The following is a 22,100-nucleotide window of genomic DNA, read 5'->3' as shown; positions in this document are numbered from 1 at the left end:
TCACCATGTCGGGGGTGCGTGTCGCGCAATGGCTGCAGCCGTTCCCGGACGGGATCTGTCACGAACGGGGGCGCTCCGGTGCCGTAGCGGGGTACGGCACCGGGCGCTTTCCCATCGCGACACGACGTACGATCCGGATATGTCACGAGTCCGATTGCACGGGTCGACCACACTTCCGGACCACGGGTTCGCGTACAGCGCGACCGTGGGACCCGGGCCCCTGGTGTTCACGGCGGGGATCAGCCCGGTCGACGGGCAGGGCATCGTGACGACGCCCGGAGACGTGGTCGGGCAGACCCGGCAGTGTCTGCAGAATCTCGCCGGCGTTCTCGCCGAGCGCGGCGCGTCACTCGCCGACGTCGTGAAACTCACCGTCTATGTCGCCGAACGCCTGCAGGCCGACCTCGTTGTCGCCTGGCAGGAGGTGGCCGCGGAGTTCGGCGATCCGGTGCCGCCGGCGATGATGCTGGGTGTGACCGTCCTGAGCTACGACGACCAGCTCGTCGAGATCGAGGCGATCGCCGCACCGCAAGAATGATTGCGGCCCGCCCGGCGATCACCGACGCGCAGCGCCGGACCCGACTGCTCCGCCGTCACCTGCTGGCCATCGAAACCCACGCCGAGTCGGTGACCGACGTGGCCGACGCGCTGGTCGGGCTGCACGCCACCACACCGTCGACCGTCTACCTGTCGGCGTGGGCACGCATCGACGGCTTCGCGCCGGACACCATGACCACCGCCCTCTACGACGACCGCTCTCTGGTGAAACAGCTCGCCATGAGGCGGACCCTGTTCGTGTTCACTCGCCCGACATTGGCCGAGGCGGTCGGCGGGATCGGCCCCCGGGTCGCCGCGTCGGAACGGACCAACATGCTCCGTGACTTGCGGCGCAGTCCGGATTTCGCGGACCCGGACGCCTGGATCGACGCGGCACGGGCCGCGGTACTCGAGGATCTGGCCGATGGGGTGGCCCGGACGTCGACGCAGCTGCGTGAACGGTTACCGGCCCTCGGCGGCCACGTCGTACAGGGTGAGGGAAGGTCGTGGGGTGCGCGGACACCGATGGGGCCGCGGGTGCTGAACATGATGAGTGCCGCCGGGGAGATCGTGCGGGGGAAGAATGCCGGATCGGTGGGCTGGCATCAGTCGAAACCCACCTGGGTGTCGATGCCCGCGTGGCTCGGCACGAACCTCCCGACCGTGTCGGTCGCAGACGGGCACCGGGCCCTGATCGAGCGCTGGCTCCGGTCCTTCGGTCCCGGCACCGAAACCGATCTGGTGTGGTGGCTCGGGTCGACCAAGCGGGCGGTGCGCGAGGCCCTCGCCGGACTCGACGTCGTCGGGGTCGACCTCGAGGGTGGTGACGTTGGCTACCTCCTCGCCGACGACCTCGACGACGACGACCCCGTTGAGCCCCAGGGTTTCCTGCTCCCCGAGCTCGATGCGACGACCATGGGCTGGAAGCGGCGCGACTTCTTCCTCGGACCGCACGCCGGACGGGTCTTCGACCGCAACGGCAACGGTGGGCAGACGGCGTGGTGGGACGGGCGTATCGTCGGCGGGTGGCGTCAGCACCGAGGCGACGGCCGTATCGAGCTGATCCTCCTCGAGGAGCTGTCCCGGACGGCAAATCGCGCCCTGACAGACGCCGCCGGCCGCCTCGAGGACTGGCTGGGTGACGTCCGTCCAACTCCTGGCTTCCCCGCGCCCTTCATGCGGGACGGCTGACGACGTCGTCGCAGGTAGACATTCACAGAAATCTCCCAGCGAGCATCCAGACTCGTGGCAGTCTGATGGGGGAGAGTCAGGGCATGAGTCAACCGGTGCGCAGCGAAGAGGCGAAAAACTTGGGAGCGAAGGTACTTGTCGTCGACGACGAGGAGAACATCCGGGAACTGCTGTCGGTGTCGCTGAAGTTCCAGGGCTTCGAGGTCACGACCGCCGACAACGGACCCGCCGCCCTCGACCGCTGCCGTACCTTCAAGCCCGACGCTTTGATCCTCGACGTGATGATGCCGGGCATGGACGGATTCGGTCTGCTGCGTCGGCTCCGAGCCGACGGTATCGACGCCCCGGCGCTGTTCCTGTCCGCGCGCGACTCCGTCGAGGACAAGGTCAACGGGCTGACCATCGGCGGCGACGACTACGTGACGAAACCGTTCTCACTCGAGGAAGTGGTCGCACGTCTGCAGGTGGTGCTCCGGCGCAGCGGCTTCGATGAACAGGCCAAGGAGTCCTCGCGGATCACCTTCGCCGACATCGAACTCGACGACGAGACCCACGAGGTGTGGAAGGCCGGCAAACTCGTGGCGCTGTCGCCCACCGAATTCACCCTGCTGCGCTACTTCATGGTCAACGCCGGCACGGTGCTGTCGAAGCCCCGCATCCTCGACCACGTGTGGAACTACGACTTCGGTGGCGAGGTCAACGTGGTCGAGTCGTATGTGTCCTATCTTCGTCGCAAGCTCGACACCGGTGACAAGCGCCTTATCCACACCCTGCGCGGTGTGGGCTACGTGATGCGTGAGCCACGAGAGTGACCGCCCTCGGCGCACCGGTCGACCGACGGACCGAACCCGTCGCCGCGGCACCGAGCGCGGCAGCGGCGAAACCCAGGTGCGGGATTCCCCTGCGGATCTCGCTGGTGGCGCTCACCCTCGTGCTCGTGGTGCTGGGGCTGCTCGCCTCCGGGCTCGCGGTGACCTCAGCCATGAAGTCGGACCTGATCTCCCGCACCGACGGCGAACTCATCAACGCACTGCAGACCTGGGCGCGCCCACGCGATCACATCAACGAGCCGACCGACGGACCCAGCCCCGGTCCGCGCCGGCCGCCGTCTCAGTTCTTCGCGATGACCGTGCTCACCAACGGCGACACCATCATCAACAACGACTTCTCGAGTCAACCGGATATCTCCGCCCTCCCCGCCGGTGATTCGCGCCCGGTCACCATCGGATCGGCCGGTGGCGACGGACCCGAGTGGCGGGCGGCCAGGACCAGCAACGCAAACGGCGTGTCCGTCGTCGCGACCCCGCTCACCGACGTCAACGCCACCCTGTCGCGGCTGATGTGGCTGCAACTCGGGATCGGGACGCTCGTCGTTCTGGTCATCGGCGCGCTGAGCTATCTGCTCGTCCGTTCCAGCCTGCGGCCACTGCGGCGCGTCGAGGAAACCGCCCATGCGATCGCGGCCGGCAACCTGAACATGCGGGTGCCGCCGGCGCCGCCCAACACCGAGGTGGGCAGTCTGTCTGCGTCGCTGAACACCATGCTCGGCCAGATCCAGCGGGCCTTTGCCCGCACCGCGGCATCCGAGCAGGAGGCACGCGCCTCCGAGGTCAAGATGCGGCAGTTCATCGCCGATGCGAGTCACGAGCTGCGGACCCCGCTGACCTCCATCAAGGGATTCGCCGAACTGTACAAACAGGGGGCCGTGTCCGACGTCCCCGACGCCATGGGACGCATCGACACCGAGGCCGGACGGATGGGACTTCTCGTCGAGGACCTGCTCATGCTGGCGCGGCTCGACGCGCACCGTCCGATCGCCGAACAGCCGGTCGACATTCTGGGCCTGGCAGCCGACGCGGTGCAGAGTGCGAAGGCGGCGGCGCCGCAACGCGCCATCTCGCTCGAGATCGGCGAGACGGAGGAACCGCCGATGGTGACCGGCGATGCTCCGCGGCTGCTGCAGGTACTGCGCAACCTGATCAACAACGCCATCGCGCACACGCCGGACGAGGCGTCCATCACCGTCGGCGTGGCGGTGGACACCTCCGATGGGCACGACGATGTGGTGCTCACCGTCGCCGACACCGGGCAGGGACTCGCTCCCGAAGATGCCTCGCGGGTGTTCGAGCGCTTCTATCGCGGGGATTCATCGCGGCACCGGGGTGACCGTGGCGGCGGGAGTGGACTGGGGTTGTCGATCGTCGCCGCGCTCGTGCATGCGCATGGCGGCGCGGTCGGGGTGGAGTCGACCCAGGGCGTGGGATCGACCTTCTGGGTGCGGTTGCCGCGTCGCACCGACTGACACGAAGAGCCCGGAATGCTCCGCGGGTCCCTGAGGAGCGAGGCGCCGTCCGAGCGCCACGAAGGCAATGCAGTCCGGCGGGCCGAACCGTCGTGGCGTCAGCGCTTGCCGAGTTCCTCGGCGAGCATTACGAGGATGCCGCTGGGGCCGCGCACATACGTGAGCTTGTACACGTCCTGGTAATTCGCCACGCCGCGAAGCGGGTGGCAGCCGTGCCTCGCGGCGATCTCGAGGGCTGCGTCGATGTCGTCGACCGAGAAGGCGACGCGGTGCATGCCGATCTCGTTGGGCAGGGTGGGTTCGGTCTCGATCGCCTCAGGGTGGATGTACTCGAAGAGTTCGAGGCGACCCTGCCCGTCCGGTGTCTGCAGCATCGCGATCTTGGCGTGGTTGCCGTCGAGCCCGACGGCCGTGTCGGTCCACTCGCCGCTGACCGTGTCCCTGCCGAGCACGGTGAGACCGAGATCGGTGAAGAAGGCGATCGTCGCCTCGAGGTCGCGCACCGCGATTCCGACGTTTTCGAGTTTGATGGCCATGGCAACGACCGTCACTGTCCGTAAAGCCGAGCCACGTCGGGTGAGTCCAGCCAGCCCGCGTAGGTGGGCCCTTGCGGCCAGCCGTCGGGTGAGTCCTGCCATTCCTCCCCGCGTCCGTAGGGCAAGACGTCGATGAGCGGGAACGTGTGACTCACCTGCTCGACTCCGCGGCCCGTGGTGTGCCAGGTGCGGTAGACGGTGTCACTGTTCCTCAGGAACACGTTGAGTGCGAAACCTTCGCCGGGCGCGGCGTCGACGTCGGCACCGAAGGAACTCTCCGCCGACGAGTGTGTAGTCGGGCAGCTCTACCATGGGCAGACGTCGTCGCTGCGCGGCGATCGCGTCGAGCTCCCGGGTGGCGGCCTTCTCACGGACCCGTAGCTCGGCCAGGGCCTCACGCCACGTTTGCCCGTCGACCACCGAGGGCATGCCATACGTCATGAGTCGTCCCCTTTCTCTGCAGAGATGTTGACCTTGGTCGACGTCGAAACTCATCGCAGCTCGCTACGCTCGCACCTCAGCGGTCGGAGGATGTTGGCACCCCGGTCGATGCTGTCAGGTCAGTCGGCGCAGAGTGGCGAACTCGCGGACGTCGTCGCGGAATCGGTCGAGGCTGACCAGTGTGTACATGCCGTCGATCTGTCGGTCGGCCCACAGTTGATGAATGCGCCGGAGGTCGGATTGCCGTGACTTCCAGCCGATCCCGTCGATAACGGCGAGCACGAGTTGCCGGGGCAGGCGAACCTCGGCCATCTCTTCGATCTCGCGGACCGCGTCGGTGAGCTTGCTACCCGTCGAATCGAAACCCTTCGCCGCGACGACGATGTCGGCGGTGTCCGGGTCACCGATGATCAGGTCGGCCGGTGCGGTGCGCCCGTTGCGGCCGGTGAAGCGTGAGCGCGTCACGTAGTCGAGTCCGAGATCGTATGCGATGGACTCGATCTCGTCCTCGATGCGTCGTCCCGATGCACCGGCGCGGGCCGCGGTCACCCGGCTGCCGGCGCGTGCCACCAAGATGTCCGCGAAGGTGAAGGTGCGGTCGAGTTGGGTGCGTAACATCCGGACCAGGTCGAACTCGGTGTCCAGCCAGGTGACCAGGTCCACCGGTTGCGTCCGGGCGACGCCGTGCCAGCCGGTGGTGCCGAAGCGGTCACGCAGGACGTTCTTCAGCTTCTCCTGCGACAGCCCGACCGCCAGCCCGAGAACCGGAACATCGGCGGGGTGGTCGCGGACCCAGGCCGCGAGGCCCGCGACGTCAGTGTCGAGAAGCTCACCCAGACTGTAGGTGGCCGACGTGATCCGGTCGGCCTCGGGCGTCGACGCGGTCGGGTCGACATGAGAAGTCAGGCGGCCCAGCGTCTTCAGATAGGCGTCGAAGTCTCCGGCGTCACTCATCGTGCTCAGTCGCGGCCGATGAACAGGTACTCGCTCACGTCGCGCCGGGTGGCTGACGCATGCGTGCCGAAACTGTACTTGTGGTCGATGGCGATCACCTCCACGGATGGTTTGACCTTGCCCAGCAGGTCGGTGATGCGTTCCGGCCCGGGCAGCGCGTTCGACGAGTAGGACAACACGATCGCGCCGGCATCGTCGAAATGTTCGAATGTGCGGACCAGCGCGTCTTCGATGGTGTGCTTGTAGGCGAACGGGGTGTGGCGCTTGGTGAGCTTCTTGGTCTTCGTGTGTTCCATGATCGTCATGCCGCGCCAGTACGCGGACAACCCCTCGAGGAAGTGGTAGCGCTTGATGTAGTCGTTGTCGTCGGTGGGCGGTGCGTACGGCGGATCGAGGTAGACGAGGTCGGGAGCCGAACCCAGCCCCGACAGATCCAGGTCGAAGATGTCACCGCAGACACTGCGGTTGGATTGTCCGTTGCTGAACACGGTCGCGTTGTACTCGCCGGCCGCACGCAGCCGGAAATGGTCGCGCAACGACATCCGTAGGTCGCGGCGCCCGTCGGCGTAGCGCGACGAATCGGTGAAGGTGAACACACCGCGCGGCTGCTTGCGCGCGGCGGATAGCACCAACGCGGAGATCGCGAGGTCACGCCGGTAACCGCGGATGCGGTCGATATGCGACCAGGCCGAATCCAGGAAGGCGCGATCCTCTGCGGTGAAGTAGAGACCGTCGAAGGTCGAGCGGATGAAATCGCGGTCATCGGCCGGCGGTCCGCAGATCTCGTCGACGAGTTCGGGTTCGAGCCGGATGCTCGAATTGGCGACGGTGGCCCGGGTGATGATGTGCGGGAAGGTCAGGAAGTCGTTGCTCAATACCCGGAACCCCTGCGCCTTGAGCAGGTAGGACACCACACCCGACCCGGAGAACGCGTCGACAGCGGTCCCACCTCCGATCTCGGCGAAGGTGCGCTCGAGATGCGGGAGTAGCCGGTACTTCGAACCCATGTAGCGCAGCCGGGGGAACCGCTGGGCGGTGGCGACGACATCCGTCGAACCCACGGTGCGGGTGAACTCCGATCGACTCACAGGGAAAAGGATGTCATGGCGCCCCGACAGCCCGGCGACAACACGTCGGGTGCCGACCCCGATACCCCTAGACTGTGCCCATGGCATCGGTCTTCACCATGATCATCAACGGAGAACTGCCCGGACGGTTCGTGTGGCGCGACGGTCAGGCGGTCGCGTTCCTCACCATCAACCCCGTGACCCCCGGTCACGTACTCGTGGTGCCCCGCAAGGAGGTCGACCACTGGGAGCAGATGGATACCGCGTCGTTCACCCACCTCACCGACGTTGCCCAGAAGGTGGGCCGCGCGGTCAAGGAGGCGTTCGGTGCACCGCGGATGGGCATGCTGATCGCCGGTCTCGAGGTGCCACACGTGCACATCCACGTGTTCCCGGCGCTTTCCCTGGAGACCTTCGACCTCGCACTCGCCGACAAGAATCCCGATCCCGCCGACCTCGACGCCGCCGCCGACAAGATCCGGCAGGCGCTGATCGACACCGGCTACCGCGAATACGTCGCCGACTGATCCACCGACTGCCCGGCACCCCAGACCGATCGGCAACGCCGACCATCGACACCAGATGAATTGGATGAATTGGCGTGCACACCGAGGAGGAGCGCGGTGACCACTCCAGAGTCCGCGAACCCTTGGCGGCGGCGCGCACTCATCGTCGTCTTCCTGGCGGCGTTCGTGAACCAGAACGCCATCGCGGTGCCCTACATCCGACGCAACGGCTGGCGATCCGTGGGCGACTTCTTCGGCGGCGACATCGTCAAGACGACACCGGGCCGATTCGCGATGGTCGACCTCACCTACGTCGTCGTCGGCTTCCACGTCTGGGCGTTCGCGGAGGCGAGACGACTCGGCATCCTGCGCTGGTGGGCGGCGTCGGTGGTGCTCACCTTCAGTGTCGGGATCGCCACCGCCATACCGTTCTTCCTGCTGGTCCGGGACAGGTTCGGGGCCGAGATCGACCGAGATGGTGGACCTACACCGTCCGGTGGATGAGTAGCGGCATGACCGCGGTCGCCCCGGCCTCCCGCAGCGAAGCGGCGGCCAGCGTGATCGGCCAGCCGGAACCGTTCTCGTCGACGACGAGCAGCACCGACTGTCCGGTCACGTCGGGGACCTCGCCGAGGTGATCGCGCCAGTAGAGCGCCTCGGTGGCACCCGTCGCGTCCCGGCCCGGGCCGTCGCCCATCTTCACCGGGAACGTCAGTCCCGGACGGCGGCCCACCGTGCACAGATGTTCGGTGACCTCGTCCGCCAGCACCGTCCCGGTCAGTCGCAGCGATACGATCACGTCCGGCCGCAGCCCCGCATCGCGTACCCATGCCGACAGGGTCGCGACCGCGGCGTCGCCGAGGTCGGTCAGCGCCTGGTGATCGCCGCGCCGCGCGTCGGCGAGCAGGTCGGTCCACTCCGGCGCGTCGGCGTGCGCGAGGACCCGGCCCGGTTCGGCGGCGAGGCCGGCGGGGATTCGGCCGCGGGTGCCGAATGCGCCGCCGGGCCACATCTTTCGCGGCTCGAGCAGCAGCGCCGAGCGGCGTAGCGAACCGGTGATCGTGCGGACGGTCGCCGACGACACGTCCGCCGACAGTGGTTCGGTGAGCCGGCCCCGACACACCGAACACCGGCCGCAGGCAGCCGCGGCCGGGTCGTCGAGCGACGATGTGAGCAGCTGCATCAGGCACTCCCGGCCGGCGACGTAGGAGCGCATGATGTCGGCCTCCCGACGACGGACCGCCAGCACACCGTCGTAGTGTTCCGCGTCGTAGGACCATGGTTTCCCGGTCGCCTCCCAGCCGTCGGGGCCCCGATCGGTCACCCCGTCCACCGCGAGCTGCTTGAGCATCAGCTCGACCCGTCCCCGCCGGTACCCGGTCGATGACTCCAACTGCGGCACCGACATCGGGCCGTCGGCGTCGCCGAGCGTGTCGAGCAGCCTCCGCATCCGGTCCGGGTCGGGGATGGTCGCGGTGGCGAAGTGTTCCCAGATGGCGTCGTCGGTGGCCGAGGCGAGCAGCATCACCACCGCGTCGTCGAGGGCGCGGCCGGCGCGACCCACCTGCTGGTAGTAGGAGACCGGCGAGGGCGGGGAGCCGACGTGTACGACGAACCCGAGATCGGGTTTGTCATACCCCATGCCGAGCGCGGAGGTGGCGACCAGTGCCTTGACCTCGTTGCGCAGCAACGCATTCTCGAGCCGGTGGCGGTCCTCACCGTCGAGCTGCCCGGTGTAGGCGGCGACCGCGCACTCGTCGCCGTGCACCGCTCGGATCGCATCCACGAGGCGGTCGGCGTCGGCGACGGTGAGTACGTAGATGATCCCCGACCCGGGCAGACTCGGCAGGTACTGCGCCACCCAGGCATACCGCTCGATCGGCGACAACCCATCGATCACGTTGAGATGCAAGGACTTCCGCGCGAGCGGACCGCGCAGCACGAGGGTGTGCGCACCGAGCTGCGCGGCGACGTCGTCGGTGACCCGGGCGTTCGCGGTGGCCGTCGTGGCGAGCACCGGAGTGTCCGGGTTCAGCCGCTGCAGCACGTCGGAGACCCGTCGATAGTCGGGCCGGAAGTCGTGACCCCAATCGGAGATCGAATGTGCCTCGTCGATGACCAACAGGCCCAGCTGCCCGGCCAGCGCGTCGAGCACGCGGCGACCGAACCCCGGGTTGGCGAGCCGTTCCGGGGAGACCAGCAACACGTCGAGGTCACCGGCCCGCAGCTGTGATTCGATCGCCGACCACTCGTCGACGTTCGACGAGTTGAGGGTGGCCGCCTGCAGCCCGGCGCGCTGCGCCGCGCCCACCTGGTCGCGCATCAGCGACAGTAGCGGCGACACGATCAGCGTGGGACCGCCCTGCCCCGAGGGCTGCGCGGTGGCTGCTGTGCCGGCGCGGATGATCGCGGTGGCCGCCCAGTAGACCGCCGATTTGCCCCAGCCGGTCGCCTGCACCACCAGGACGCGGGCGGCCGGTGCCAGCAGCGCTGACACCGCGGTGAGCTGGTCGTCTCGTAGACGCGCGCCGGCACCGGCGAGACTTTCGATCACGCGCGTGGCGGCGTCGTGCTGCGGTGCGGACAGCTGGGCGGGCGATGACGACATGGCTCCGAATCTATCGGCCCGCTCCGACACCGTTCCCCGGGTGCCCACCGGACCCTGCGACATCCCCGCCACGCTGGGCAAACGCTCACAGGAAGCTGACAGCTTCGACGCAGAGTGGGCGTAGCTTGGCCGTCGATAGTCGTAGACATGACAGCGCAAGCACTCCCGACGACCGGCTCGACGGCGGTGATCGTGGCCGACAGTTCGGTGTCGGCTCCGGTCCTCGACATCGTCGTTCCGGTGTACAACGAAGAGATCGACGTGGCGGGTTCGGTGCGCCGCCTGCACGAGCACCTGCGGGCGTGTGTCCCGTATCCGTCGCGGATCACCGTGGCCGACAACGCGAGCACCGACGCCACCCTGGCGATCGCCGCCGGCCTCGTCGACGAGATCGACGGTCTGCGGGTGGTGCATCTCGACCAGAAGGGGCGGGGACGTGCGCTGAACGCGGTCTGGCGGGCCAGCGACGCCGAGATCGTCGCCTATTGCGACGTCGACCTCTCGACCGATCTCAACGCGTTGATGCCGTTGATCGCGCCGCTGATCTCCGGGCACTCCGACATCGCGATCGGCACCCGTCTGGCGCGGTCGTCGCGGGTGGTGCGCGGACCCAAGCGCGAGTTCATCTCCCGCTCCTACAACCTGATCCTCAAGACGACGATGCGCGCAAAGTTCTCCGACGCGCAGTGCGGGTTCAAGGCGATGCGCACCGACATCGCGCGGCAGGTGCTGCCGTATGTGGAGGACACTGGCTGGTTCTTCGACACCGAGCTGCTGGTGTTGGCCGAGCGGATCGGGTTGCGCATCGCCGAGGTGCCGGTCGACTGGGTCGACGACCCGAACAGTACCGTCGACATCGTCGCGACCGCGACCGCCGATCTGAAGGGCTGCGCCCGCGTCGGGTACGCGTTGGCGACCGGACGGCTGCCCATCGCCGAGCTGCGCTCGACCATCGGCCGCGACCGGGCACCGGGGCCGCAGCTCGACGGTGTGCCCCACGGGCTGATCGGTCAGTTGGCGCGGTTCGCCGTGGTGGGCGTGGCCTCCACCATCGCCTACGCGGTGCTCTACCTGATGCTGCACGCGGTGCTGGGTGCGCAGGTGTCGAACTTCGTGGCGCTGGCGATCACCGCGGTGCTCAACACCGCCGCCAACCGACGGTTCAGCTTCGGCATCTCCGGTCGCGAGGGTGCGGTACGCCATCAGCTGTTCGGCCTCGGCGTGTTCGTCTTCGGCTGGGCGGTCACCGCCGGTTCGCTGGTGCTGCTGCACTCTGTCGCCCCCGATGCCACCAAACACGTCGAACTCGCCGTTCTCGTCGTCGCCAACCTGGTCGCCACCATGACCCGCTTCATCGGACTGCGCTGGGTGTTCCGCGGGCACCTGCACCGCACGCCCGCGCAGCCGACGATCGAAGGGGCCGCCGAATGAGTACGGTCATCGACCGACCCGGTACCGCCGCCGTTCCGCCCGACGCACCCGCGTCCGGGCGGAACGCCCGTGTGTGGCACCCGGTCTCGCTCGCTGCTCTGTTGGTCGGCACCGGCATCCTGTACCTGGTCAACCTGTCGGCCAACGGCTGGGCCAACTCCTTCTACTCCGCGGCGATCCAGGCCGGCTCGCAGTCGTGGAAGGCGTGGTTCTTCGGGTCGTCGGATATGGCCAACTCCATCACCGTCGACAAACCCCCGATGTCTCTGTGGATTCCGGCGCTCTCGGTGCGGGTGTTCGGTCTCAACTCGTGGGCCATCCTGGTGCCGCAGGCACTCATGGGTGTCGCGGCGGTCGCGCTGCTCTACCTGATCACCAAGAAATACTTCGGGCACTGGGCCGGCATCCTCGCGGGGGCGACCCTGGCGGTCACCCCGGTCGCCGCGCTGATGTTCCGGTTCAACAACCCCGACGCGCTGCTGGTCCTGCTGATGGTCGCCGCCGTCTGGGCGACGCTCAAGGCCATCGAGGACGGTCGCCTGCGCTGGATGATCCTGACCGGCGTGTTCGTCGGTTTCGGTTTCCTCACCAAGCAGCTGCAGGTGATGCTCGTTGTGCCGCCGCTGGCGATCACCTACCTCGCCTTCGGGCAGCACACCTGGGTCAAGCGGATCGGTCATCTGTTCGCCGCGCTGGGGGCGCTCATCGTCAGCGCCGGCTGGTGGATTCTGGCGGTCGAGCTGTGGCCGGCATCGTCGCGCCCGTGGATCGGCGGGTCGCAGAACAACTCGATCCTCGAACTCACCCTCGGCTACAACGGTTTCGGTCGCCTCAACGGCAACGAAACGGGCAGTGTGGTGCCCGGAGGTGCGCGCGGTTACGGCGCGCCCGGCGGATACCTCGGCGCCGACGGCGGGTTCGGCGGTGGTCCCGGTGGCCGTCCGGGTGGCGGTGGCGGTATGTGGGGCCAGACCGGCCTGCTGCGCATGTTCGAGCCGGCCCAGGGCGGGCAGATCGCCTGGCTGATCCCGACCGCGCTCATCGTCGGGATCGCCGCGCTGGTCATCATCGGGAAGGCCCCGCGCACCGATCTGCGCCGCCCCTACCTGGCGGTCTGGGGCCTGTGGCTGCTGGTCACCATGGGTGTGTTCAGCTTCATGGCCGGCATCTTCCACAGCTACTACACGATGGCGCTGGCGCCCGCGGTGGCGGCGGTGGCCGTCGGCGGCGGGGCGGTCTGCTGGTCGGCGCGTGACCGGCTGTGGGTGCGGATCGTGCTCGCCGCCGGTGTCTGGATCGCGGCGATCTGGGGCTTCGCGTTGCTGGCCCGTTCACCCGATTTCGTGCCGTGGCTGCGGCCGATGGTGCTCATCGTCGGGATCGTCGGCGGCCTCGTGATGCTCGTGGCGCACCGGCCGTACCTGTCGGTGCTGGCTCTGGTCACCGCGGTCGCGGCCGCGCTCGCCGGGCCGGTGGCCTACACCCTCTACACCGTCGGCCAGTCAACCCAGGGGTCGATCGTCAGTGCCGGACCGCGCGTCAGCGGGGAATTCGGTCCCGGTGGCGGGCGGGATCCGGGTGGCATGCGCGGCGGTATACCGGGCGCACCAGCCGGCACGCAGATGGCCGGCCCCGGTGGGACGGCGATGCCGGGCGGCGTGCCGAACGCGGCTGGCTTCGCCGGACCCGGCGCCGAGGGCGGCATGGGAGGTGGACCGGGCGGGCTCTTGTCGGGTTCACGTCCGAGTGCCGAACTCGTCGCGATGTTGCAGGCCGACGCCGACAACTACACGTGGGTGGCAGCCGCGGTCGGATCGAATCATGCATCGGGCTTCCAGCTCGAATCCGGCTACTCGGTGATGCCGATCGGCGGGTTCAACGGCACCGATCCGTCGCCGACGCTCGATGAGTTCAAGAAGCTGGTGGAGGAGAACAAGATCCACTACTTCATCGGCGGTGGCCGCGGCTTCGGCAACTCCGACGGGTCGCGGCCGTCCGCGCAGATCGCCGCGTGGGTGCAGGAGAACTTCACCGCGCAGACGGTCGGCGGGACGACGATCTACGATCTGACCGCGCCCACCGGATGAATCGGCCGGCGGTCTGATCCGCGCGTCACGGAGCCGAACGCCTTAGAGTTTCGCCTGTGACGACCAGGATCGGACACCCGCTGCGACGGATGACCGGTCGCGACCCGCACCAGGAGGGGCGGGTCGCGACCAGTCTCGAACTGTTCTACGACCTCGTCTTCGTCGTCGCATTCGCGGCGGCCGCCGCGCAGCTCGCCCATCAACTCGCCGAGAGTCACTACCAGGCAGCGATCTTCGGGTACCTGCTCTGTACCTTCGCCGCGATCTGGGCGTGGATCAACTTCGCGTGGTTCGCGTCGGCCTTCGACACCGACGACTGGTTCTTCCGGCTCGTCACCCTGGTCCAGATGATCGGTGTCGCGATCATCGCGCTCGGCATCCCACAGGTCTTCGACTCGTTGGGTCACGACGAGCATGTCGACAACCACGTCCTCGTGATCGGCTACATCGTCATGCGCGTCGGAATGGTCGCGCAGTGGCTGCGTGCCGCGGCACAGAGCGAGCGGTATCGCGGGGCTTGCCTGATCTACGCGGGGATGACGCTGGTCGCCCAGATCGGTTGGATCGCGGTGCTGATCGCCGATATGGCGCCGCTCGCCACACTGCTCGCGATGATCGCGTGCATTGCGGTCGAGTTCGCCGGGCCGTTCATCGCCGAACGGTCCACCGGGGGCACGCCGTGGCACGCCCATCACATCGCCGAGCGCTACGGGCTGCTCACCATTGTCACGTTGGGTGAGGGTGTCGTCGGAACGGTCGCGGTGCTGGGTGCGATCGTCGAGGTCGAGGGCTGGTCGGTACAGACCGCCGTTCTCGGATTGGCGTCGATGGGCGTCACCTTCGCGATGTGGTGGATGTATTTCATTGTGCCGGTGGGCTATGCGCTGCACGCCCATCGGGAGAAGAGCTTCGGGTGGGGATATGGCCACATCGTCATCTTCATGGCCGCGGCCGGCGTCGGTGCCGGTCTGCACGTCGCGGCGCTCTATTTCGAGCACGAGGTGCACGTCGGGGCCGGGGCGGTCGTCGCGACGGTCGCGGTGCCGCTCGGCGTCTACTGCCTCGGGTTGCTCGCGATGTACGACTATCTACTGCCGTTCGACCCGCTGAGCCTGCTGCTCGGACTCGGCGCCGCCGCACTGCTGGTCGCGGCGGTCTGGCTCGCCGCCGTGGGGATATCGGTGATCGTCGCCATCGTCGTCGCGACCTTGGCGCCGGTGCTGATCGTGGTGCTCGACGAAATCTTCGGTGTGGCGCGGAAGGCGCGTGCGCTGGCGTCGATCGGTGTGGAGGTCGACTACTGAGTGGGCGGCGCGTTCAGAGCGGGGCGACGCTCTGCGACGGCGGGATCATGCAGCGCCGGTCGTCGATGTTCCACAGCTCGACCGTCTGCACGATCCAGAAGAGCGCAAACTCGAATAGCAATGCGGCCTCCACGAAAAGGATCGCGTACGGCCAGCGGGCCCACAGGTGCAGCACCACCACCAGGGCCGCGGTCAGGATCATCGCGATCGCGATCACGCCGTAGATGATCGAGTACTTGTTGCGCCAGGTCCCGTACTGCTTGGCGGCGAGGTAGGCGTTGCAGGCGACGACGACACCGATGAGGACGAACATGGTGACCGCGGCGATGCCGTGTGCGTAGCGGGCGAAGAAGTCCGGGAAGAAGTACATGACGAACACGGTGATCGCGATGACACCGCCGATCACCCGCGCCACATTGCCCAGCGGCGTCCACGGCTCGACCGTGCGGGTCAGCCGGCCCACCACGATCTGCCCGATGAGCGCCACCACCGTGACGATGAACAGGGCGGCGATCGAGGTGCGGATGGCGGCGTCGCTGAGCCCGGCCTCGAATCCGTAGGGTTCGCAGGCAGACCCGGGCTCGCCGGGCCGGGCGGTCGGCACGAACGCGACGATGAGCGCGAGGAACCCGGCGGTGTCGAGCAGCACGTCCTCGGTGTCGGAGTTGCCTTTGTAGGCGATGAGGCAGGCGCCGAGCGCGCACACCATGCCGAGTAACACGGCGTGGATCGCGGTGAAGTAGTAGGCGCTGATCGAGGTCTGGAAGCACCAGTCGTGCCGGCCGGCGTCGAGGAGGATGCCCACCCCGAGCATGAGGACCAGCATGACCATGCCCAGCCGCAGGGTGCGATAGGTGCCCAGGGCGTTGTTCAGCTGGGGCATGCGCTGCGGTGACTGCGTCGGTGCTGTCATGGTCGGCTCCTCGGCCTCACTCTAGGCCCACCATCGGTACTTCCCCCGACATTCCGATCGCTCTCCGGTTGCAGAAAGGGGACGATCGGGCTTCTGGGGGAGGAACGGGCAGAGCCACGACCTGCCCACTAGAGTCGTCACCGTGCGCGTACTCGTGATCGGCTCGGGCGGCCGCGAACATGCCCTGCTCATCGGACTATCGAAGGACCCGTCGGTCACCGAACTCCACGTCGGACCGGGCAACGCGGGAACCTCGACGATCGCCACCAACCATCCCGTCGACGTCGCGTCGCCGACGGCGGTCGTCGACCTGGCGCGGCGGGTCGAGGCCGACCTGGTCGTCATCGGACCCGAGGTGCCGCTGGTCCTCGGCGTCGCCGATGCGCTGCGGGAGGCGGGGTTCGCGACGTTCGGTCCGGACGCGGCCGCCGCGCAGATCGAGGGGTCGAAGGCCTTCGCCAAGGACGTGATGGCGGCGGCGGGCGTTCGCACCGCGCACAGCGAGATCGTCGACAACCCCGCCAAACTCGACGCCGCCCTGGACCGGTTCGGCCCGACCTGGGTGGTCAAGGACGACGGCCTGGCCGCCGGCAAGGGCGTGGTGGTCACCGAGGATCGGTCCGCGGCCCGCGACCATGCGGCCGAACTGCTCGAGAACGGTCATCCGGTGTTGCTCGAGAGCTTCCTCGACGGCCCGGAGGTGTCGCTGTTCTCGCTGGTCGACGGCGAGGACGTGGTGCCGCTGATCCCCGCACAGGATCACAAACGGGTGGGCGACAACGACTCCGGGCCCAACACCGGCGGCATGGGCGCCTACACCCCGCTGCCGTGGCTGCCCGACGAGGTGACCCGGCAGATCGTCGACGACGTCGTGAAACCCGTCGCGGCGGAACTCGCGAAGCGCGGTACGCCCTTCTCCGGGCTGCTCTATGCCGGCCTCGCGATCGGCAAAGACGGACCCGCCGTCGTCGAATTCAACTGCCGCTTCGGTGACCCGGAAACCCAGGCCGTGCTGGCGCTGCTGAAATCACCACTGGGACAAGCTCTCAACGCGACGGCGACGGGAACCCTCGATCAGCTGCCGCCGCTGGAGTGGTCCGACGGCGCGGCGGTCACGGTGGTGGTCGCCGCCGAGAACTACCCCGGCACCCCGCGGGTCGGGGACGTGATCACCGGCGCCGACGCAGAGGGTGTGTTGCATGCCGGCACGACCCGCAACGCCGACGGTGCGGTCGTGTCGTCGGGCGGACGGGTGCTGGCTGTCGTCGGGACGGGTGCGGATCTCGCGGAGGCGCGCGCGCAGGCCTACGAGCGCATCGCGAAGATCAGGTTGCCCGGCTCCCACCACCGCACCGACATCGGTAAGGCGGCCCTCGACGGCAAGATCAGCATCTGAGCCGACGCGACCTCAGCGGGCGAGGTTGCGTCCGAGGAACTCGACTTGTTCGGGCAGCACGCTGCGCCAGAACCGGTTGGTGTGACCGCCCGCCGAGGTTCCGAACGCGGCCGGCGGGTGCAGTCCGGCCGCCCACTGCCGTGTGTAGGTGAAGAACTGGTCGGATGAACCGATCGAGATGAGGAGCGGGATCTTCGCGAACTCCTCCTGCCGGCCGAACAGCGAATTCGCCTGGTAGTCCTCGTAGGAGTCGAAGGCGCGCGATGGGAAGTTGCGTGGGTCGGCCCATAGCGCCGGCGAGCTGACCGCGATCGCGGCCACCCGCGGAGAACCGAGCAACGCGCCGATCCGCAGTGCGCCGTAGCCGCCCATCGACCAGCCGAAAAGGCCGAGCCGCTCGGTGGAGACGTTCAGCTCGCCGTTCGATGCCAGCATGGGGATGAACTCGTCGAGGACCATTGCCGCACCGTCGGTGCCATCGGCGCGCTGGTGAAAGTAGTTCCGCCCCGCGTCGGCCGCCGCGATCGCGAACGGCGGGTTGCCCGCGTCGACATAACGCTGCAGGACGCTCTGGATGTCCAGTTTCGACGAGAAGATCGACCTCTCGTTGGTGTTGAGTGCATGCAGCACGACGACGACGGGCAGCTGTCCCGACACCCCCGACGGGCGGACGGCGGCCCAGCGCGTCTCGCGGCCGCCCATCTTGGCCGACACGAAACTCCCGGTGACCACTGGAGGACCACCCGGCGACGGAACCGGGCTGGTATCGGAGGGCAGCTCGTCGTCGGCGGCCCGGGTCTCGAGGTTGCGGGGCGCCACCGTGGCCGCCGGTGTCGTCGAGCACGCGGCCAGTCCGCCGGTCAGCGCCGCGCCCATCCCGCCGACCAACAACGAACGACGACTCGCCCGGCCGCTCAAGCGGTCGGGCGAGTCGGTCGCGGTCGAATCATGAACTCCGCGGGTTGATGTGGCCGGATCGGTGCTCATCGGGTAACAGGTTACTGGCGCCTGGCGACATGCTCGAACCGAGCCGGCGCCGCGACACCGAAACCGACGATGCGCCGGTCAGCGTCAGCTCTGTCGGCGGTACACCGAAGCCTGGGATGCCGGGGCATGGCCCGAGCACCATTGGGCCGGGGGGACCGATGCCTTGACGTCATCGACGTGCATTCCGCACCCCGACCACGTCACCTTGTTGCATTCATTGCAGCGAACCGGATAACACATGTCAGAAATTCTCCTGGAGGTTGGGAGGGCCGACCATCGGCCGCTCCATCTGGGCGAAGGCCGGGATTCCGGCCAGGGTCGTGAGGGCGTCGAAGAGCCGGTCGGCCTCCGACGGTGAAGGGATCTCGGTGAGCACCGGACCGAAGAACGCCCGGCCGTCGATCACGATGATCGGCGTGCCCGCGGTGCCCCCGAGTGCCTCCTGGCTCAGGCGATGCGCCTTGCGGACGGCATCGTCGCGGGACGCGTCGTTCATCACGGAGACGAGCGAGGGATCAGACCCGACTTCTACGAGTGCGGATCGGGCGAGCTCGTCGGTGAACTCGAGTCCTTCGGTGTGTAGACGTCGACCAATCGCCATGTACAGATCCTTGACGTCGGATGCATCGGCGGCTGCGGCGAGCAGTCGCCCAGCGCGCCACGAGATTTCCATCCGCGCGGCGCGCTCGGCGTCGAGTTCCTGGCCCTCGTTGAGGACCGCGAGACTCATCTGCTTCCACGCCACCGAGACTCCGCGACGCTCGGCGACCCCGTCCAGCCAGCGTGAAGCCACCCAGGCGAACGGGCACAGTGGATCGACGTTGATCTCCACCGTGTGGGATTGGTCGGACATCGGATACATCAGATTCAGCTCGGCACCGTGGCCGACAGCGCGCTGATCGCGGCCTGCAGCTTCTCCGAGGCCTTGGCCGCGACCTCGGGCAGACCCGGGGCATCGGTGACCGCCACCATGATGTCGGGGTTCATCGCCTCGACGATGACGGTTCCGGCGTTCTCGGCATCGTCGCGGACGACGACGTTGCAGGGCAGCAGCAAACCGATCTGCCGGTCGACGCCGAGGGCGCCGTGGGCCAGCGTCGGGTTGCATGCGCCGAGGATGAGGTAGCGCTCCATGTCCTCGTCGAGCTTCTTCTTCAGCGTGGCCTGCACATCGATCTCGGTGAGCACACCGAAACCCTGTTCGGCCAACGCATCTCGGGTGCGGGTGACCGCCTCGTCGAAGGTGGTCTGCAGAGTGGTGGTGTATCCGAGCTGCATGTTCGGTCCTTTCTCTCCGGTTGTTGCGGTGAATCAGGCGAGCGTCAGGAACAGCTTCTCGAGCTGCTCCTCGGTCATCGGCTCGCCGTTGTCGGTTTCGTCTCCGGTCAGGCACTGCCGCAGGCTGGTGGCCACGATCTTGAATCCGGCGCGATCGAGGGCGCGCGAGACCGCGGCCAACTGGGTGACGACGTCCTTGCAGTCGCGTCCCTGCTCGATCATCGAGATCACTCCCGCGAGCTGTCCGTGTGCGCGTCGCAGCCGGTTGAGCACCACGGTATTGGACTCCTGATCACCTACCATTGTGGTTCTCCTTCCATGATGAAATAGCTGGTCCCAGTATACCCCATGGGGTATCTGATGCGCCCGGATCAGTGGCTGAAGGAGATGTTCGGCAGGATCTTCTTGAGCCATGCCGGGCTCCACCAGGCGCCGTGCCCGGTGATGCGCAGCAGCACGGGCAGCAGGATCAGTCGGATCAGCGTGGCATCCAGCAGGACCGCGACACCCAGGATGATGCCCATCTCCTTCGGCGGCAGCGGGTCGGCCAGCGCGAACGTGAAGAACACGGCGACCATGACCGCGGCGGCGGCGAAGATGATGCGTCCCGAGTAGGCGAGACCATTGATCTGCGCGTGCATCGGGTCCTCGGTGTGCTCGTAGTGCTCCTTGGCGGTCGCCAGCAGGAAGACGGTGTAGTCCATGGCGATGGCGAAGATCATCGCGAAGAAGAACACCGGGCCCCAGCCGTCCAGGAAGCCCTGCGCGTCGAAGCCGAGCAGGCCGGCGCCGTGGCCGTCCTGGAAGATCAGCTTCGCCACACCGAAGGCCGCGGCGGTGGACAGCAGGCTGACCAAAGTACCCAACAGAGCGATCAGCGGGGCCTGCAGCGCGACCAGCAGGAGCAGGAAGCCCAGGGACAAGATCACCGCGACGACGACCGGGAACCAGTCGTTGAGGGCCTGCTGCAGGTCGAGGTTCTCGGCCGGCGCACCGCCGACCAGGGCATCGGCCGGCAGCGTCTCACGCAGGTCGGACAAGATCTGACCCATCTGGTCGTCCGACGGATCCACCGACGGGATCGCGGACATCATGACGTATCCGGAGCCGTCCGGCGCGGTCTGCGGCGGGGTCACCATCGCGATTCCGGTCGACTGTGCGGCGGCTTCGGCGGTGGCGGCGGCGTCGGCCTCGGGCACGACGATCTGCAGTGCGCCGGGAGCGCCCTCACCCATCTGCTCCTGCACCAGCGCATAGCCCTGGCGGACCGGGGCGTCCTCGGGGACGACGTTGATCGACGGCATCGCGACCTTCAGTCCGAACACCGGCAGCGCCAGGAGGATCAGGATGGCCAGCGAGACGATCGCGAACGGCCACGGGTGGCGGTGCAGCAGGTGGCCCCACTTCTCGAACACCGGGGAGTGGTGCTGCTGCTTCTTGGCCCACGGAAGTGAGCCGGCGTTCACCTTCGGTCCCAGTGCGGCCATGACCGCAGGGAGCAGTGTCATCGTGGCGGCGAGGACGAAGATGACGGCGAGCATGATGCCGATGGCCATCGTGCGGACCGCCGGTGCGGGCACCAACAGGACCGCTGACAGACTGACCAGAACCGTCAGCCCCGACAGCAACACGGCTTTGCCCGCGGTGGCCATCGTCTCGATGGTGGCGTGGCGTGGCGTGTCATGCACCATCATCGCGGCGCGGAAGCGCGACACCATGAACAGCGCGTAGTCGATACCGAGCGCGAGGGCGAACATCATGGCGAAGTTCATGGCCCACACCGAGATCGGCGTGACCGCATTCAACAGCACCAGGCCACCGGCGGAGGCGACGAGGCCGGCGATGGTCAGCAGCAGCGGCAGGCCGGCGGCGACCAGCGAGCCGAAGGCGATGACCATGATCGCCAGGGTGATCGGCCAGGAGAACATCTCGGCCTTGATCATGGCCTCGTGGTTGGCCTCGTTGAAATCGCTCCACAGCGCGGATGCGCCGGTGGGATACACGTCGATCCCATTGCCCGACAGGGCCGTCAGTTCTTCCTTGTGATCGTCGACGGCCTTGACCATGTCGTCGGTCGTGCTGTCCTGACCGGCGCCGATCAGCACGATGCCGGTGTGGCCGTCCTGGCTGATCGTCATGCCCGGCTGCGGCGGCACGACCTCGGCGAAACGGTCGTCGGAGCTGGCGATGTCGGTGATCTCGGTGACGACCTGCTGCATCTGCGGGTCGGTGACCTGCAGGTCCTCGGAGTGGATCACGACCTGCACGGCCGCCGACGAGTTGCCGCCGAAGTGTTCCTGGGCCAGTTCGCGGACCTGGACCGATTCCGATCCGTTGGCCTGCCAGCCGGCGCCGGCGAGGGAGTTGAAGACCGATGGGGCCGCTGCGCCCAGCCCGACCACGAGGAGCGCCCAGATGGCGAACACCCAGCGTCGATGGGTTGCGGTCCAGTCGCCCAGTCGGCCGAGCGCACCTAGCTGTTTCTCTTTTTCGGACGAGGCGTCCGTTTCTGTCGTTGTTGTCACGAGTTCCTCTCCGTATACCCAGGGGGGTATCCCTGTA

General features: G+C 67.7%; 21 protein-coding genes and 1 pseudogene. 10 read left to right on the top strand and 12 right to left on the bottom strand.

Features of this window, described 5'->3' with window-relative positions; translation table 11 throughout:
- The first annotated feature begins 139 nt into the window (after positions 1-139).
- The 4 genes from GORHZ_RS04200 to GORHZ_RS04185 all read left to right on the top strand — a co-directional run bounded on the left by GORHZ_RS04200 (position 140) and on the right by GORHZ_RS04185 (position 4,030).
- Positions 140-538 carry a RidA family protein gene (locus GORHZ_RS04200; RefSeq protein WP_040530118.1) on the top strand — a complete coding sequence of 133 codons (399 nt, stop codon included), beginning with the start codon at positions 140-142 and terminating at the stop codon, positions 536-538.
- A complete protein-coding gene (locus tag GORHZ_RS04195) occupies positions 535-1,728 on the top strand; it encodes a winged helix DNA-binding domain-containing protein (protein ID WP_006330638.1) in 1,194 nt (397 codons plus the stop codon). Before GORHZ_RS04200 ends, GORHZ_RS04195 begins: the two co-directional genes overlap by 4 nt.
- A 65-nt stretch (positions 1,729-1,793) precedes the next feature.
- Positions 1,794-2,540, top strand: coding sequence for a response regulator transcription factor (locus tag GORHZ_RS04190; RefSeq protein WP_006330636.1), 747 nt, complete (start codon positions 1,794-1,796; stop codon positions 2,538-2,540).
- Positions 2,537-4,030 carry a sensor histidine kinase gene (locus GORHZ_RS04185; RefSeq protein WP_006330635.1) on the top strand — a complete coding sequence of 498 codons (1,494 nt, stop codon included), beginning with the start codon at positions 2,537-2,539 and terminating at the stop codon, positions 4,028-4,030. Before GORHZ_RS04190 ends, GORHZ_RS04185 begins: the two co-directional genes overlap by 4 nt.
- Positions 4,031-4,128: 98 nt before the next feature.
- Here GORHZ_RS04185 and GORHZ_RS04180 read toward each other — a convergent pair whose 3' ends face one another.
- The 4 genes and pseudogenes from GORHZ_RS04180 to GORHZ_RS04165 all read right to left on the bottom strand — a co-directional run bounded on the left by GORHZ_RS04180 (position 4,129) and on the right by GORHZ_RS04165 (position 7,049).
- The gene (locus GORHZ_RS04180) at positions 4,129-4,566 is read right to left on the bottom strand and encodes a VOC family protein (protein ID WP_006330634.1); all 438 of its coding nucleotides are present in this window, start codon (positions 4,564-4,566) and stop codon (positions 4,129-4,131) included.
- Positions 4,567-4,577: 11 nt separating this feature from the next.
- Positions 4,578-5,007 (bottom strand): annotated as a pseudogene (locus tag GORHZ_RS04175) (DUF899 family protein).
- Between the two features lie 114 nt (positions 5,008-5,121).
- On the bottom strand, positions 5,122-5,961 hold the full coding sequence (locus GORHZ_RS04170) for a hypothetical protein (protein ID WP_006330631.1): 840 nt from the start codon (positions 5,959-5,961) through the stop codon (positions 5,122-5,124).
- A gap of 5 nt (positions 5,962-5,966) precedes the next feature.
- Positions 5,967-7,049, bottom strand: a complete 1,083-nt coding sequence (locus tag GORHZ_RS04165; protein ID WP_245551341.1) for a DNA adenine methylase — start codon at positions 7,047-7,049, stop codon at positions 5,967-5,969.
- Positions 7,050-7,129: 80 nt separating this feature from the next.
- On the opposite strand from GORHZ_RS04165, the gene GORHZ_RS04160 reads away from it, so the two are divergent.
- Together GORHZ_RS04160 and GORHZ_RS04155 are read left to right on the top strand one after the other, a co-directional pair.
- The gene (locus tag GORHZ_RS04160) at positions 7,130-7,555 is read left to right on the top strand and encodes an HIT family protein (protein ID WP_040530113.1); all 426 of its coding nucleotides are present in this window, start codon (positions 7,130-7,132) and stop codon (positions 7,553-7,555) included.
- Positions 7,556-7,651: 96 nt separating this feature from the next.
- On the top strand, positions 7,652-8,038 hold the full coding sequence (locus tag GORHZ_RS04155) for a DUF2834 domain-containing protein (protein WP_006330628.1): 387 nt from the start codon (positions 7,652-7,654) through the stop codon (positions 8,036-8,038).
- Here the strand turns inward: GORHZ_RS04155 and GORHZ_RS04150 are convergent.
- A complete protein-coding gene (locus tag GORHZ_RS04150; protein WP_006330619.1) occupies positions 8,019-10,142 on the bottom strand; it encodes a RecQ family ATP-dependent DNA helicase in 2,124 nt (707 codons plus the stop codon). The two genes, GORHZ_RS04155 and GORHZ_RS04150, sit on opposite strands and share 20 nt — an antisense overlap.
- Positions 10,143-10,289: 147 nt before the next feature.
- Here GORHZ_RS04150 and GORHZ_RS04145 point away from each other — a divergent pair, with 147 nt between their 5' ends.
- The 3 genes from GORHZ_RS04145 (at position 10,290) to GORHZ_RS04135 (ending at position 14,964) form a co-directional block, all read left to right on the top strand.
- On the top strand, positions 10,290-11,573 hold the full coding sequence (locus GORHZ_RS04145; RefSeq protein ID WP_040530110.1) for a bifunctional glycosyltransferase family 2/GtrA family protein: 1,284 nt from the start codon (positions 10,290-10,292) through the stop codon (positions 11,571-11,573).
- A complete protein-coding gene (locus GORHZ_RS04140; RefSeq protein ID WP_006330617.1) occupies positions 11,570-13,660 on the top strand; it encodes a glycosyltransferase family 39 protein in 2,091 nt (696 codons plus the stop codon). Before GORHZ_RS04145 ends, GORHZ_RS04140 begins: the two co-directional genes overlap by 4 nt.
- 89 nt (positions 13,661-13,749) lie before the next feature.
- Entirely contained in the window at positions 13,750-14,964 is a 1,215-nt protein-coding gene (locus GORHZ_RS04135) for a low temperature requirement protein A (RefSeq protein ID WP_051998753.1), read from the top strand.
- 13 nt (positions 14,965-14,977) lie between these two features.
- On the opposite strand, the gene GORHZ_RS04130 is transcribed toward GORHZ_RS04135, so the two are convergent.
- On the bottom strand, positions 14,978-15,877 hold the full coding sequence (locus GORHZ_RS04130) for a hypothetical protein (protein WP_006330615.1): 900 nt from the start codon (positions 15,875-15,877) through the stop codon (positions 14,978-14,980).
- Between the two features lie 142 nt (positions 15,878-16,019).
- Here GORHZ_RS04130 and purD point away from each other — a divergent pair, with 142 nt between their 5' ends.
- On the top strand, positions 16,020-17,273 hold the full coding sequence (gene purD / locus GORHZ_RS04125; protein ID WP_174347134.1) for a phosphoribosylamine--glycine ligase: 1,254 nt from the start codon (positions 16,020-16,022) through the stop codon (positions 17,271-17,273).
- Between the two features lie 12 nt (positions 17,274-17,285).
- Here the strand turns inward: purD and GORHZ_RS04120 are convergent, their stop codons facing one another.
- From GORHZ_RS04120 to GORHZ_RS04100, 6 genes are all read right to left on the bottom strand, one after another.
- A complete protein-coding gene (locus tag GORHZ_RS04120; RefSeq protein WP_040530106.1) occupies positions 17,286-18,260 on the bottom strand; it encodes an alpha/beta hydrolase in 975 nt (324 codons plus the stop codon).
- A gap of 84 nt (positions 18,261-18,344) precedes the next feature.
- Positions 18,345-18,500: a DUF8730 family Cys-rich protein gene (locus tag GORHZ_RS32375; protein WP_494516556.1), complete on the bottom strand. Its 156-nt coding sequence runs from the start codon at positions 18,498-18,500 to the stop codon at positions 18,345-18,347.
- 1 nt (position 18,501) lies between these two features.
- Positions 18,502-19,113: a mycothiol-dependent nitroreductase Rv2466c family protein gene (locus GORHZ_RS04115; RefSeq protein ID WP_006330612.1), complete on the bottom strand. Its 612-nt coding sequence runs from the start codon at positions 19,111-19,113 to the stop codon at positions 18,502-18,504.
- Positions 19,114-19,127: 14 nt separating this feature from the next.
- Positions 19,128-19,538, bottom strand: coding sequence for a DUF302 domain-containing protein (locus tag GORHZ_RS04110; RefSeq protein WP_006330611.1), 411 nt, complete (start codon positions 19,536-19,538; stop codon positions 19,128-19,130).
- Between the two features lie 33 nt (positions 19,539-19,571).
- Positions 19,572-19,841 carry a metal-sensitive transcriptional regulator gene (locus GORHZ_RS04105; RefSeq protein WP_006330610.1) on the bottom strand — a complete coding sequence of 90 codons (270 nt, stop codon included), beginning with the start codon at positions 19,839-19,841 and terminating at the stop codon, positions 19,572-19,574.
- 68 nt (positions 19,842-19,909) lie between these two features.
- Positions 19,910-22,063 carry an MMPL family transporter gene (locus GORHZ_RS04100; protein WP_006330609.1) on the bottom strand — a complete coding sequence of 718 codons (2,154 nt, stop codon included), beginning with the start codon at positions 22,061-22,063 and terminating at the stop codon, positions 19,910-19,912.
- Positions 22,064-22,100 lie beyond the last annotated feature (37 nt).

The sequence above is a fragment of the Gordonia rhizosphera NBRC 16068 genome, assembly GCF_000298195.1.
GTDB classification, from domain to species: domain Bacteria; phylum Actinomycetota; class Actinomycetes; order Mycobacteriales; family Mycobacteriaceae; genus Gordonia; species Gordonia rhizosphera.
This window is presented reverse-complemented; position numbering and strand designations above follow the sequence as displayed.